Genomic DNA, 12,812 nt, shown 5'->3' with positions numbered 1-12,812 from the left:
GATTATTTACGAGGTTAACATTGCCATTACCGATTTTCATTGAGGAGTGCCCTGAACTTGGAGGGATTTCCGCAATTCAAGTATTTTCCGCTTACCAGCATTTGCCTTGGGCAATGTTACTCGACACTTGCAATAATCAATTAAGCGATGGTCGTTACGACATTATCGTGCATTCCCCTGTTGCAAAGTTAGTGGTTAAAAGTAAGAAATTGGTCGAATCTGCGATCCACGGCTGGACTGGTTTACTGGAAACAGAATCGGATACAGTGAATCAATGCCCATTTGAAAGATTGGAACAAATTCACAGCAAATTTAAATTAATAGTTAGTGCAACTGACACTACCCCGCTTCCTTTTTTATGTGGCGCATTAGGTTACTTCAATTACGATTTAAACACCCAGTTAGACGGCATACAAGACGCAAATACAGAGCAATATTCATCACCTGACTTAGCCGTTGGTATTTACGATCAAAGCCTTATTTTTGATAATAGAACCAACAAAGTTTATCGTTGTTATATCGACGCGAAGCGCGCAGAGCAACTAAAACCTTCTAATTTAGATAAAAATAGGAATTCAGATGCAAGTAAGTCAGAAAAATTTCGGCAATTAAGCCAATGGTTAGCGAATCAAACAGAATCTGAATATCGTAAAAAATTACAAAAAATCGACAATTATTTGCATTCAGGTGATTGCTATCAAATAAACTTTGCTCAGCGCTTTGAAGCTTCTTATCAAGGTTCTGAGTGGCAAGCTTATGAGCTGCTTCGCAACCTTAATAAAGCTCCGTTTTCATCTTTCATTCGCCTAGAAAACAGTTGTATTCTAAGTGTTTCTCCTGAACGTTTTTTACAAGTAAAAACAGGTATCGTAGAAACAAAACCCATTAAAGGCACGCGCAAACGAGCTCAAAATAGCGAAGATGATAAAAAACTAAGTGAAGAATTGCTTAATTCAGAGAAAGATCGAGCTGAGAACCTCATGATTGTTGATTTGCTTAGAAACGATTTAAGTAAACACTGCGAGCCGCACTCAGTAGTGGTCCCAGCCTTATTCAAACTCGAGAGTTATCCTGCGGTACACCATATGGTCAGTACCATTTTAGGTAAGCTTAAGGCGACGTCTTCGCCCATTCAATTACTCAAAGGCGCTTTTCCTGGGGGATCGATAACAGGTGCTCCAAAACACAGGGCGATGCAAATCATTCAGGAACTTGAACCGGATAAACGCAGTATTTATTGTGGTAGCATAGGGTACATTGGTGTACGTGACGATATGGACACCAACATTTGTATTCGTACGGTGCTAGCAGAAAATAATCGACTCTATTGTTGGGCTGGTGGTGGTATTGTATTAGATTCAGATATTGACAGCGAATACCAAGAAAGTTTGGATAAAGTCGCCAAAATATTGCCTGTACTCGAAGAAACGATGCACATAGACGACTTACCACAAGACAGTATGATGAAGGCAACGGTGACAGTGAAAAGTCAACATGAAGTGGATAAACCAATAGCATGAATGAAAAACACTTTTTATCCAAGTTCCACCTTCCTTGGTCAGCTGGGCCATCGCACGACTTTCCATTTCCAGTAAAAACTAGGCCAGCAGCGGTACTTATCTGCTTGCAGCCGCCATTTGAAGATTTACACGTTTTGTTTACGCAGCGCGCAATTCATTTAAACCATCACGCAGGGCAGATAAGTTTTCCAGGCGGTAAATATGAAACCTCTGATGAAACATTGGTTGATACCGCGCTGCGTGAAGCCGAGGAAGAAATAGGCCTTAAACCAGATAAAGTTCGTATTCTTGGTACTCTCCCGGAGTATAAAACTATTAGCGGTTTCGCTGTTTTACCTGTCATTGGTATTTTAGACGAATCAGTTGATCTGGATAATGACTTAATAATTGATAAAAATGAGGTCAGTCGCGTATTTCAGGTGCCGTTGTCACACTTAATGAATCAGCAAAATTATTTTGTGCATCATGTCGAGCGTCGCAAACAAACTTTTCCAGTCTATTTTATCCAGTATCAAAATGACCTTATTTGGGGTGCTACAGCCGGTATGACCGCGCTGCTATGTAAACATATCGAGTTTTATTCATAATTAAATTGGATGCTTTTTAATAGTATAACTGAACTCGTTGCTTGAGCATCTGAATTCAAGTTCTTTAGACCTCTTTCAATCTTCATTCAACCTTATTTCAGGTAACCTTTAATCAATAACATCGCATTAACATTTCTAATGCAACTGATTAGCAAATCTCATTTGTTTATTAACAAAACTATGTAAAACTAGTGATGGATAAAATTAATAGCTAAGCGATAAAATATGATCAGCGTTTTTGACATGTTCAAGGTCGGTATCGGCCCATCAAGTTCTCATACAGTTGGCCCTATGCGAGCCGCAGCGGCTTTTTGTGATGTATTAAAGCAAGCACAGCTTTTTGACCAAATAACAGCCGTAAAGACCGAACTTTATGGTTCGTTAGGCCAAACAGGTAAAGGCCACGGCACTGGTAAAGCGGTTATCTTGGGCTTACTTGGTTATTTACCGGAGAACGTACCGGTCAAAAAAGTTGATGCTATGCTATCCCAAGTCGAAATAGATCAAGTGTTAAGACTTAACCAAGAACATCAAATTATCTTCCCAAAAGATGGGGCTATTGTTTTCCACCGTAGAAAAACACTTTCTTTGCATTCTAATGGTATGACATTCTTTGCATTTGCTGGTACTGAGTGCGTAATGCAACAAACATATTATTCAATAGGCGGCGGTTTTATCGTCGAAGAATCTGAGTTTAAAGCACAAAAAGCCGAAAAATTTGCAGAGCAACAAGTCGACGCTCCTTTTCCATTTTCAACAGCCACTGAATTAATGCAAATATGTCATGACAATGGCTTTTCTATCAGCACATTGATGTTAAGAAATGAAATATCAATCATGCCAGAGGAAGTTCTCAGAGAACGTTTAGTCCACATATGGGGAGTTATGAAGGAATGTGTGCAAAACGGTATTAACACTGAAGGTATTCTGCCCGGTGGATTAAAAGTACACCGACGTGCATACGGTCTATACCGAAAATTAAAAAATGAAAACAATAACGACCCCATGCAGGCGATGGATTGGGTCAATTTATTCGCGCTTGCAGTCAATGAAGAAAATGCAGCTGGGGGCCGAGTCGTTACAGCACCTACTAACGGTGCAGCAGGAATTATTCCAGCCGTATTATGCTACTTTGATAAATTTATTAAACCCGTTGACGACGACACAGCTTGTCGCTATTTATTGACTGCTGCAGCTATCGCTATTTTGTACAAGAAAAATGCATCAATTTCGGGTGCTGAAGTGGGCTGTCAGGGTGAAGTAGGCGTCGCTTGCTCAATGGCTGCTGGCGCATTAACAGAAATACTTGGCGGTTCTGTCGCCGCCGTTGAGAACGCAGCTGAAATTGGTATGGAGCACAATTTGGGATTAACCTGTGACCCTGTAGGCGGTTTAGTTCAAGTGCCATGCATTGAAAGAAACGCAATGGGTGCGATCAAAGCAATCAATGCCTCTCGCCTCGCTGTTAGAGGCACAGGTAACCATAAAGTGTCGCTGGACAAGGTCATTAAGACAATGTGGGAAACTGGCAACGACATGAAAACCAAATACAAAGAAACGTCCAGAGGTGGCTTGGCAGTAAATATTATCGAGTGCTAATAACTCGATAATAGTTAACTAAATGATTGGTCTGCAATGAACAATTAGTCTATTTAACAGGCAATGTCAGCCCTTTGAACATCTTCTCAACTTCTTCATTGTTCTTTTGCATCATGGCTCTCTCGACAACATCCTTAGTTAGGTGTGGTGCAAAGCGCTCTATGAATTCATACATGTAGTTTCGCAGAAATGAACCTTTTCTAAAGCCAATTTTTGTTGTGCTGTAATCGAACAAATGACTTGCATCAATTTTCACTAGGTCAGAATCTAAATCATCACTAACAGCCATAGAGGCAATCACACCAATGCCCACTCCTAACCTGACATAGGTCTTAATAACGTCGGCATCAGTCGCTGTGAAGACTATTTTGGGTTCTAAGCCAGCAATATTAAATGCATGGTCAAGTTCTGAGCGACCAGTAAACCCAAATACATAAGTAACTAAAGGATATTTAGCGATGTCCTGGATAGTGATCGATGTTTTCTTTGCTAATGGATGATCTTTGTTTACGATAACAGACCGGTTCCAATGGTAACAAGGCAACATCACCAAGTCGTTATATAGATGCAATGACTCCGTTGCAATTGCAAAATCAGCTTCACCTTTGGCCGCCAAATCGCTTATTTGTGATGGCGTACCTTGATGCATGTGTAAGGACACTTTAGCGTATTTTGCCATAAAGCCTTTTATTACATCTGGTAACGCGTAACGAGCCTGAGTGTGCGTGGTTGCTATATTTAGCTTGCCTTGGTCGGGCAATGTGTACTCGCGAGCAACCGCCTTTATACTTTCAACTTTAGCAAGTATTTCGCGCGATATATTGATCACATCCTTGCCTGCATCTGTGACGTGGGTAAGGTGCTTCCCGCTTCTTCCGAATATTTGGATACCCAGTTCATCTTCAAGCATTCTTACTTGTTTACTAATACCTGGTTGAGAAGTAAAAAGTGCCTCAGCCGTTGCCGACACGTTTAGGTTATTGTTTAGGACTTCGACGATATATCTTAATTGTTGTAATTTCATTAAATAACCTAGGGGTTGATGTTACTGAATTCAGTATCTGTATTTTATTCTCTTTATAACCAAATAATAGACAATTTAAAACAAATTTGCATAAGAATTTAGTAAAACATTCTTATGACCAACAATTGTCACCAAATTTTTAGTCTTTTAATACCTTAGTATTCTTTTAAAACGAGGCTGTAGGGCATTATTGATATAGTATCTAGTAATTCGGCCGATAATCTTAACAGGACTGTTAAAAGGTGATGTATGTCACAGAATCAACAACTCAATGTGGATAAACGAAACGATAACTTAACCATTGATTTCGCTTCGGTGATGGCTGTTGCTGCACACGACATGAAAAACTCACTCAGTTTGCTGTTGCAGACCATTGAAGATTTATCAGAATCTCTGCCTCCTTCGGAAAACATAAGCAGACAATATATTATGGATTTGCACTATGAAGCGAATCGAATGAATACCACATTAGTTCAGATACTGTCCCTTTACAGGGTTGAATTAGATGCGTTATCACTTAATATCGATGAATGCTTTATGCAAGATTTAGCGTATGAAATTATAGAGTCAAACAAAACCTACACAAAGCAAAAGAATATTACCTGTTCGGTTGAGGTCAACAGTGAGTTATCTTGGTTTGCGGACAAGGATTTACTGTTTTTGTTGATGAATGATGTATTGGTCAATGCAATCCGCTATGGTGCAAGTGAAATTAAGATTTCAACCGCTGTAGAAAACGACTACCTTTGCATTGCGGTCGAGGACAACGGCCCCGGTTATCCGCAGAGTATGCTCGATATGTCAGATGCAGCAATGAAATCATTGAGTGTGAGTGAAGGGAGAACAGGCTTAGGTTTATTCTTCGCTAGAATGATTGCACAGACGCATAAAAACAAGGATCGACAGGGAAGTATTAAGCTAAGCAATAATAGCGTTACGGGCGGTAGTATATTTAAGGTACTATTACCCTAGAGGACCTAAAAACTGACGCCTAAACGGAAATTTATAATGTACACAATTGTCATACTTTTAATCGCCATTGTCATCATCGCTGGTATTTCCGCGAGTGCAGTGCAGCAGCATAAAGAACGCAAGGAATCCCAAAAGCGTGAAGAGCTGAGCCGTCAAAGAGCGATTATAAACGAAACCGAAAATGTACTCACTGCAGCTGGACAAATGCCTGTGTCGCAGCAGCTCATCGCTATTCTTTCGCGCAGAATTCATAATTCAATTAAAAAAAGTCTAAAACAAAGCCTCAATTCCGACTTAAAACAACGTCTTACTGATATAACAAATAGCATCAAAAATATTGATATAGCCGAACCTGCGCCTGATCAGAGTACATTCAAACTTCCCGAAAATGACAAGGTTATTATCAAGTATATTCAGGCAGTGAAGAAATTAAGAATTATATTACGCTCTGAGCATGGCAAAGGAAACATTAGCTCAAAGATCTTTTCTACAGAGGATAAGAGCTTAGAAAGATTGCAACTAAGAGTTAACGTCGAAACTCTCAATAAACGAGCAAGCGATGCAATGAATGGAGATATGCAGGGAAGCGCAAGGCAATATTTAGAAAAAGCAGTTGGTGCTCTGAAAGCACATAAACCACAGGATGAATATACAAGCGCAAGAATTACTGAATTCGAAAGCAAGCTTGATGGTCTTGAAAATGCGATGAAAGCAAGCAACCTCGCACAGGTCGTTGCTGAAAAAGCCAAGGAAAGTGGCGATATTGATCAGCTATTTGGTCCTAAGAAAAAGTGGTAATCATAAATCCAAGTCCAAACTAGCTATAAATGCGTGCGCTGCTGTTGACAGAGACCGACTCTTCGGCGTGATTAGGCCGACCTGTTTAACAATATTCAAGCCTGTTACCTTTTCACTAACGCAGCCCTTTGCCTGCATTTGCTTTTGGACCATTGCAGGCACAATAGCAATACCCATCCCTGAATAAACCAAGTTCCCTATAGTGCTAAATTGAGACGCTTCCACTGCAATGCTAATCTTTTGCTTATTATTCATTAATTCATCATCTATCCATTTTCGCATAGTTGACCCTCTATTCATGCTTACAAATGGATATTCAATAACATCCTCTATACCTATTTCTGAACCTGACGTAAGCGGATGATTAGGAGGCATAATCAGTACAAACTCATCATTAAACATCGGATAAAAATTTAGTGCTTCTTTATCCTCGGGTTCAAATACAAAGCCTAATTCCGCGCGATCGCTGAGCACACTTTCAATTACGAGCTCCATCACTACATCATGCACTCTAATGCTGACATTTGGTTGCGCGTAACCAAAAAAAGCCAATAGATCCGGTAATTTTCCTTCCGCAAAGGAAGGCATTGATGCGATCGTTAAAAGTCCTTTTTCAAGCTTAAAAAGCTGTTTAACGTCGCCAACTGCATTCTCCCAGTCATCTAATAAGCGACGAGCAACAGGTAAAAATGAAGTGCCTTCAGGTGTTAGTTTTACGCTTCTTGTTGAACGACTAAAAAGCGCTCCTCCCAACTGTTGTTCCATCTTTTTTATGGCACTGGATAATGCCGGTTGAGAGATATGTCTTTTTTCCGCAGCTTCTGCAAACGATTGACACTTGGCAAGTTCAACAAACGCTTGAAGGTTTTTAATAGTCACCATAAACATACTCTTTAATCGGTTATGTTAAATCACCCACTGGATTTTACGCGTTAATGCACAACTACTTTTTATTTAGCATAAATTAATTAATAACTTTAAATTATTAATACTGATAATAAATCGATTTTACAAATTTAACATCTTGGTGAATACTGTACAACTGTCGCACAACATAAGAGAGTACTCATGGCTGGTTTTGATAAAGTAGTAACAAGCTACGCAGATGCAATGCATGGACTTGAAGACAATATGACAATTATTGCCGGTGGATTCGGCTTATGTGGTATTCCTGAAGGCTTAATTGCTGAGGTAAAGCGCATGGGAACCAAAGGACTCACCGTTGTTTCGAACAACTGTGGTGTCGATGGTTTTGGTCTGGGTGTTTTATTAGAAGACAAACAAATTAAAAAGATGGTGTCGTCATACGTCGGCGAAAATGCCCTCTTTGAAAAACAATTGCTTAACGGTGAACTCGAAGTCGAGTTAACACCACAAGGCACACTTGCCGAAAAAATGAGAGCCGGCGGCGCCGGCATTCCTGCTTTTTATACAGCCACTGGTTTTGGAACGCCAGTAGGTGAAGGCAAAGAGAGTCGTCAATTCAATGGTCGCGACTATATTCTGGAAGAAGCGATTACAGGTGACTTCGCTATCGTAAAAGCATGGAAAGCCGACCGCTACGGTAATTGCATGTATAGACACACAGCAATGAACTTCAATCCAATGGCAGCAACCGCAGGTAAAATTACCGTCGTTGAAGTTGAAGAAATTGTTGAAGTCGGTGAGCTAGAACCTAGTCAAATACATACGCCAGGTATTTACGTTGATCGTGTTATTCAAGGTTCATTCGAAAAGCGTATTGAGCGTTTAGTTACGTCAAAAGGAGTATAATCATGGCACTATCAAGAGACCAAATTGCAATGCGCGTCGCTCAAGAGTTTAAAGACGGCAATTACGTGAATTTAGGTATAGGTATCCCTACTCTAGCGGCCAATTACGTGCCTAAACATATACAAGTTATGCTGCAGTCTGAAAACGGGCTACTAGGAATGGGCCCTTATCCAACCGAAGAACAGGTAGATGCAGACATGATCAATGCTGGAAAAGAAACGGTTACGGCTGCAGCAGGCGCTTCCATTTTTAATTCTGCAGAAAGTTTCGCCATGATCCGAGGCGGCCATGTAGACTTCACTGTTCTAGGTGCATTTGAAGTCGATGTTAGCGGCAGTATTGCTTCATGGATGATCCCCGGTAAGTTAATCAAGGGCATGGGCGGCGCTATGGATTTAGTTGCCGGCGCGAAGAATATCATTGTGACGATGACACATGCCGACAAACACGGAAATTCAAAGCTTCTATCCGCTTGCACATTACCATTGACTGGTGTTAGCTGTATTACTCGGATCATTACTGACTTAGCGGTATTAGAAGTAAAAGATAAAGCATTTCATTTGCGTGAGCGTGCACCGGGCGTGAGTATCGAAGAGATTATTGAGAAGACAGCTGGGAAACTCGTTATTGACGGTGATATTCCTGAGATGACGATTACCTAAAATGAATTAATTCATTCTCGTTGCGCACTTTTCATTCGAAATAGGCCCCGACAGTAATATGTTGGGGTTTTTCTTTTATAACGAGCGCATTTCAAGGATAATGTTGAAGAATTATGTGCAAGAATCATTAAAAGAGGCTCTATCTTGTTATTTTCTGAACTCCCCATCGACAGCCGCGTACTCAAGGCGTTGTCTGTTATGCAAATTGATACGCTAACAGAAGTACAACACAAAAGTATTCCCCATGCTCTCATGGGCAAAGACGTTGTAGCAGGTGCAAAGACAGGTTCGGGAAAGACACTTGCGTTCTTAGTGCCCGCGGTCAATCGGCTGTTAACAAGCAGACCACTAACCAAAGCAGATCCTAGAGCGATTATTCTCGCCCCTACCCGCGAATTGGCTAAACAAGTCTTTATGCAGGCAAAGAAGTTGACAGCAACGCAATCCTCTATCTCAGTGGTATTAATTGTGGGCGGCGAAAATTACAATGACCAAGTCAAAATGTTGCGCAAAAAACCAGATATTATTGTTGGCACTGCAGGTCGTATTGCGGACCACATTGATGGTAAAAGTTTCTTTCTCAATGGCATTGAATTACTTATATTAGATGAAGCAGATCGTATGCTTGAGCTTGGATTCTCTGACCAGCTGGATCTTATTCATCGCGCTGCCAGTCATCGTAAACGCCAAACAATGATGTTTTCAGCCACTATCGACAGTGCAGCAGTGCATGCAATGACGGAAAAAATGTTGAATGCACCTGAGCAGATTGTTATTGATAACGTGGCCATACCGCATGCTGATATTGAACAAAAGTTTTATTTGTCGGACGGGGTTTCGCACAAGGACCAATTACTGCTTAAATCATTAGTGTTAGCGAATCGGACACAAGCCATCGTATTTACAGCAACTCGCGAAGATACCGGTCGAATTGCCCAGCAGCTTCAAGATAAAGGTACTGAAGCAATCAGTTTGCATGGTGAATTGGCGCAAGGTCAACGTTCTAGTATCATTAGTGCATTTTCGCGGGGGCTACATAGCGTTTTAGTCACAACCGATCTTGCTTCACGAGGGCTGGACCTGTTAAACGTAGCCTTGGTAATTAATTACGATTTACCAAAATTTGCTGATGAATATATTCATCGCATCGGCCGAACTGGGAGAGCGGGTAACAAAGGCGTCGCTATCTCTTTTATAAGCGGTAAAGACTGGCACAGTTTTAGTGCCATTAAGTCAAAACTAACCCAAGACTATTCGTTTTCTGAATATGAAGGATTACCGTCTAAATTCAAGGGTAGACGGGCGATGGTTGAAAAGAAAGCCGAAAGCAAAGCATCTGTAAAAGTACAACAAAAAGCAATTAAGAATCCAGTTAAAAAACGGGTAAGAACCATGGATGCAGTTGATACTGGATTTATTCCAGTTAAACGCAAACCTAGAGCCGTGGTTGATGACATTGATAATAATGACGACTTAAACTTTGATAACGATAGCACTGACACTAAAGTTTAGCCTTTCAGAGCCGTTGGCAGCGTTTGTGTTGGATTGTGGATGATAATCCATTGTATTGGCAAGAACGCGCTGACATAGTCACTACTGCATACTCTCAGGGCGGTCGCAGTGGTAAAGGTGTTTTTCAGAGCAGGCGCTATACATATTTAGTAAGCACTGAAAAGCCCTTAGCATGATCAATCTTTAGGGCTTTGATTTTTTAAAAATGTGAAAGAGTTAGTTAGTTAATATTCCCACCAACCATCTTTCCACCAATCAAGAAACTCTTCAAAGTCAATAAAGCCGTCACCGTTTCCATCAATTAATGAAAAGCCTTCCTGCACGTTTCCGGCTTTAGTTTTTGGTGATAACACGGTCAATAATTCGATGAACTCATGCAGATCAATTTGTCCGTTTAAATCTCTGTCGAAAAAATCGAAGTCTTTTCTTATTTCCGCTACCTGCGGGTCCGTTAGCTTTGTGTCTTGGCTCATCGTAGATCCTATTGTGATCATTTCGCTCTATAATTAAGAAGTCTACTCCTTTAGCCCCTTGAGTGTCTAGGAGAAATACGACGTTACTGTGCCCTTTGTTTATTTTTCAATAGACTGCGAGCTCTTTGTTGTTCTGCTTTTTGCATGCGTTTTTGTTCTATCACCAATCTTGCTTCTGTTCCTACGTGTTCTTCGTTGCGCTGCTTAGCAAGACGCACCTGTTTTTCACGCTCTCGGAAACGTCCAAGCTGATCATCGGTGTGTTTACCGAAACATTTAGGACAGCTTACACCAGACTCAAATTTATCACTTAATTTGTCTTCTGCGGTAATCGGCAGACGGCATCCATAACATTGATCATACTCACTCTTTTGCAAGTCATGATTAACCGCAACTCTATTGTCAAAGACAAAACAATCGCCTTCCCACAGCGACTTTTCTTTGGGTACATCTTCTAAATATTGCAAGATACCCCCTTCTAAATGATAAACCTCTTCAAAGCCTTGCTCTTTCAAATATGCGGTCGACTTTTCACAGCGTATACCGCCGGTACAAAACATAGCTACTTTTTTATGTTTTGCTGGGTCAAGTTCCTTTGCAACATAAGCTGGAAAATCTCTAAACGTGTCAGTTTTCGGATTAACCGCGTACTTAAAAGTGCCAATTTCAATTTCATAATCATTGCGAGTATCGACTAAGGTAACGTCAGGGTCTGAAATCAAATCATTCCAATCTTTTGGCTTTACGTAACTTCCTGCCGTGCGCCTTGGGTCAATACCCTCAACACCCATCGTCACAATCTCTTTTTTGAGCTTCACTTTAGTGCGATAAAATGGTTGTTCTTCATGTAACGATTCTTTACATGAAATAGGGTTCAAACGCGCATCGGCGTTAAAGTAAGCAAGCAGCTCATCAATCGCGTTTCGGGCTCCAGAAACGGTGCCATTAATGCCTTCGCAAGCTAGTAAAATGGTTCCTTTAATTTGGCGCTGTTGCATAAATTGACAAAGAGGCTCACGCATTTCTTTAAAGTCGTTAAGCGTGACGAATTTGTATAACGCGCATACAATGTAGTTGTTCATAGTTTTCCTTTTTGCAGATTGGAACGTAAAACCAGGGCAAAATAACGCGCGCAACATAGCAGAAAAATAATAGTTTCTCTATGCAAACTTAATCAGAGTTGATCCAACGCAATAGATTAAAGAGTAAATTCAGCTGCTTTGGGGATAAGGTCGAACAACAACGTTTCGTCAACTTGAATTGTATTTTGCTCTAAAAAGCTATCGACGTCAGCTGATATCGATTTATTAAGGCGTTGCTTAGCAAAATAATCAAGTCCATCCACTACGTCATCATCGAGCCTTAGATGATTATTGTGCTGGGATAAGCCCTGAGGGAAGAAAGCATTGAGCAATTGAAGCGTGCTACTTGATTGTTGGGCGACAGCGCCTGAAAAAGACGTTTGCAGTATAAAATCTTGCTCTGTGAATTGAAGTGCTGGGTGTTTATAATAATGAGATTCTATATCAGCATATACAATCTCATTCGTTGTCTGCGCATCAGCGAATCTAGGTACCGTCGACAAATCTCTTTCGAGCATAGATAAATACAGATAAAACAAACTTTTATCTGTATTTATCGCTTGCATGCTGCGGTTGAGCCGCAATTGTTGCTCAATATGCGGTACTGAGACTTTATCCATTACACACATAGTTTGTAGGCTGGTAATTTGTTATCGTCACTCAGCGGCATTTTCTAAAGTTTTTAGTCATGTAAACGATAAGAAAACATGTAAACACAAGCAATAAACAGGGTGAGTGGGAGGCCTTGAGTTGAACGCGAACAGCTATACAATGCGCACTGACTGGTTATTCAAATTTGCGTGTAAAATA

General features: G+C 40.6%; 13 protein-coding genes. 8 read left to right on the top strand and 5 right to left on the bottom strand.

Annotated elements, in window-relative coordinates; genetic code table 11:
* The first annotated feature begins 20 nt into the window (after positions 1 to 20).
* The 3 genes from pabB to CXF81_RS18290 all read left to right on the top strand — a co-directional run bounded on the left by pabB (position 21) and on the right by CXF81_RS18290 (position 3,706).
* Entirely contained in the window at positions 21 to 1,520 is a 1,500-nt protein-coding gene (gene pabB / locus CXF81_RS18300; protein ID WP_101182844.1) for an aminodeoxychorismate synthase component I, read from the top strand.
* Positions 1,517 to 2,107: a CoA pyrophosphatase gene (locus CXF81_RS18295; protein WP_101182843.1), complete on the top strand. Its 591-nt coding sequence runs from the start codon at positions 1,517 to 1,519 to the stop codon at positions 2,105 to 2,107. The genes pabB and CXF81_RS18295 overlap by 4 nt, the downstream gene beginning before the upstream one ends.
* Before the next feature lie 225 nt (positions 2,108 to 2,332).
* Entirely contained in the window at positions 2,333 to 3,706 is a 1,374-nt protein-coding gene (locus CXF81_RS18290; protein ID WP_101182842.1) for an L-serine ammonia-lyase, read from the top strand.
* Between the two features lie 49 nt (positions 3,707 to 3,755).
* Here CXF81_RS18290 and cysB read toward each other — a convergent pair whose 3' ends face one another.
* Positions 3,756 to 4,730 (bottom strand): HTH-type transcriptional regulator CysB, encoded by a 975-nt coding sequence (gene cysB, locus CXF81_RS18285; RefSeq protein ID WP_101182841.1) that lies wholly within the window; start codon positions 4,728 to 4,730, stop codon positions 3,756 to 3,758.
* Positions 4,731 to 4,979: 249 nt separating this feature from the next.
* Between cysB and CXF81_RS18280 the strand changes: the two genes are divergently transcribed.
* The gene (locus CXF81_RS18280) at positions 4,980 to 5,702 is read left to right on the top strand and encodes a sensor histidine kinase KdpD (RefSeq protein ID WP_101182840.1); all 723 of its coding nucleotides are present in this window, start codon (positions 4,980 to 4,982) and stop codon (positions 5,700 to 5,702) included.
* A 99-nt stretch (positions 5,703 to 5,801) separates the two neighbouring features.
* Positions 5,802 to 6,500 carry a hypothetical protein gene (locus tag CXF81_RS18275; protein ID WP_232771992.1) on the top strand — a complete coding sequence of 233 codons (699 nt, stop codon included), beginning with the start codon at positions 5,802 to 5,804 and terminating at the stop codon, positions 6,498 to 6,500.
* On the opposite strand, the gene CXF81_RS18270 is transcribed toward CXF81_RS18275, so the two are convergent.
* A complete protein-coding gene (locus tag CXF81_RS18270; RefSeq protein ID WP_101182838.1) occupies positions 6,501 to 7,382 on the bottom strand; it encodes a LysR family transcriptional regulator in 882 nt (293 codons plus the stop codon).
* 186 nt (positions 7,383 to 7,568) lie between these two features.
* Between CXF81_RS18270 and CXF81_RS18265 the strand changes: the two genes are divergently transcribed.
* The 3 genes from CXF81_RS18265 to CXF81_RS18255 all read left to right on the top strand — a co-directional run bounded on the left by CXF81_RS18265 (position 7,569) and on the right by CXF81_RS18255 (position 10,447).
* Positions 7,569 to 8,273: a CoA transferase subunit A gene (locus CXF81_RS18265; RefSeq protein ID WP_101182837.1), complete on the top strand. Its 705-nt coding sequence runs from the start codon at positions 7,569 to 7,571 to the stop codon at positions 8,271 to 8,273.
* 2 nt (positions 8,274 to 8,275) lie between these two features.
* Positions 8,276 to 8,935, top strand: a complete 660-nt coding sequence (locus CXF81_RS18260) for a 3-oxoacid CoA-transferase subunit B (protein WP_101182836.1) — start codon at positions 8,276 to 8,278, stop codon at positions 8,933 to 8,935.
* 144 nt (positions 8,936 to 9,079) lie between these two features.
* Positions 9,080 to 10,447 (top strand): DEAD/DEAH box helicase, encoded by a 1,368-nt coding sequence (locus CXF81_RS18255; RefSeq protein WP_101182835.1) that lies wholly within the window; start codon positions 9,080 to 9,082, stop codon positions 10,445 to 10,447.
* Between the two features lie 224 nt (positions 10,448 to 10,671).
* On the opposite strand, the gene CXF81_RS18250 is transcribed toward CXF81_RS18255, so the two are convergent.
* From CXF81_RS18250 to CXF81_RS18240, 3 genes are all read right to left on the bottom strand, one after another.
* Entirely contained in the window at positions 10,672 to 10,920 is a 249-nt protein-coding gene (locus CXF81_RS18250; RefSeq protein WP_101182834.1) for an EF-hand domain-containing protein, read from the bottom strand.
* Between the two features lie 83 nt (positions 10,921 to 11,003).
* Positions 11,004 to 12,002: a rhodanese-related sulfurtransferase gene (locus tag CXF81_RS18245; RefSeq protein WP_101182833.1), complete on the bottom strand. Its 999-nt coding sequence runs from the start codon at positions 12,000 to 12,002 to the stop codon at positions 11,004 to 11,006.
* Between the two features lie 116 nt (positions 12,003 to 12,118).
* Entirely contained in the window at positions 12,119 to 12,622 is a 504-nt protein-coding gene (locus tag CXF81_RS18240) for a hypothetical protein (RefSeq protein WP_101182832.1), read from the bottom strand.
* Positions 12,623 to 12,812: the final 190 nt, after the last annotated feature.

Origin of the sequence: Glaciecola sp. 33A (assembly GCF_002836745.1) — a bacterium.
Classification (GTDB): domain Bacteria; phylum Pseudomonadota; class Gammaproteobacteria; order Enterobacterales; family Alteromonadaceae; genus Glaciecola.
This window is presented reverse-complemented; position numbering and strand designations above follow the sequence as displayed.

What these genes read in the sequence shown, in the direction of transcription:
- CXF81_RS18295 (WP_101182843.1), top strand. Translation starts at nt 1,517, where the DNA reads ATGAATGAAAAACACTTTTTATCCAAGTTCCACCTTCCTTGGTCAGCT.
- CXF81_RS18290 (WP_101182842.1), top strand. Translation starts at nt 2,333, where the DNA reads ATGATCAGCGTTTTTGACATGTTCAAGGTCGGTATCGGCCCATCAAGT.
- cysB (WP_101182841.1), bottom strand. Translation starts at nt 4,730, where the DNA reads ATGAAATTACAACAATTAAGATATATCGTCGAAGTCCTAAACAATAAC.
- CXF81_RS18280 (WP_101182840.1), top strand. Translation starts at nt 4,980, where the DNA reads ATGTCACAGAATCAACAACTCAATGTGGATAAACGAAACGATAACTTA.
- CXF81_RS18270 (WP_101182838.1), bottom strand. Translation starts at nt 7,382, where the DNA reads ATGGTGACTATTAAAAACCTTCAAGCGTTTGTTGAACTTGCCAAGTGT.
- CXF81_RS18265 (WP_101182837.1), top strand. Translation starts at nt 7,569, where the DNA reads ATGGCTGGTTTTGATAAAGTAGTAACAAGCTACGCAGATGCAATGCAT.
- CXF81_RS18260 (WP_101182836.1), top strand. Translation starts at nt 8,276, where the DNA reads ATGGCACTATCAAGAGACCAAATTGCAATGCGCGTCGCTCAAGAGTTT.
- CXF81_RS18250 (WP_101182834.1), bottom strand. Translation starts at nt 10,920, where the DNA reads ATGAGCCAAGACACAAAGCTAACGGACCCGCAGGTAGCGGAAATAAGA.
- CXF81_RS18245 (WP_101182833.1), bottom strand. Translation starts at nt 12,002, where the DNA reads ATGAACAACTACATTGTATGCGCGTTATACAAATTCGTCACGCTTAAC.
- CXF81_RS18240 (WP_101182832.1), bottom strand. Translation starts at nt 12,622, where the DNA reads ATGGATAAAGTCTCAGTACCGCATATTGAGCAACAATTGCGGCTCAAC.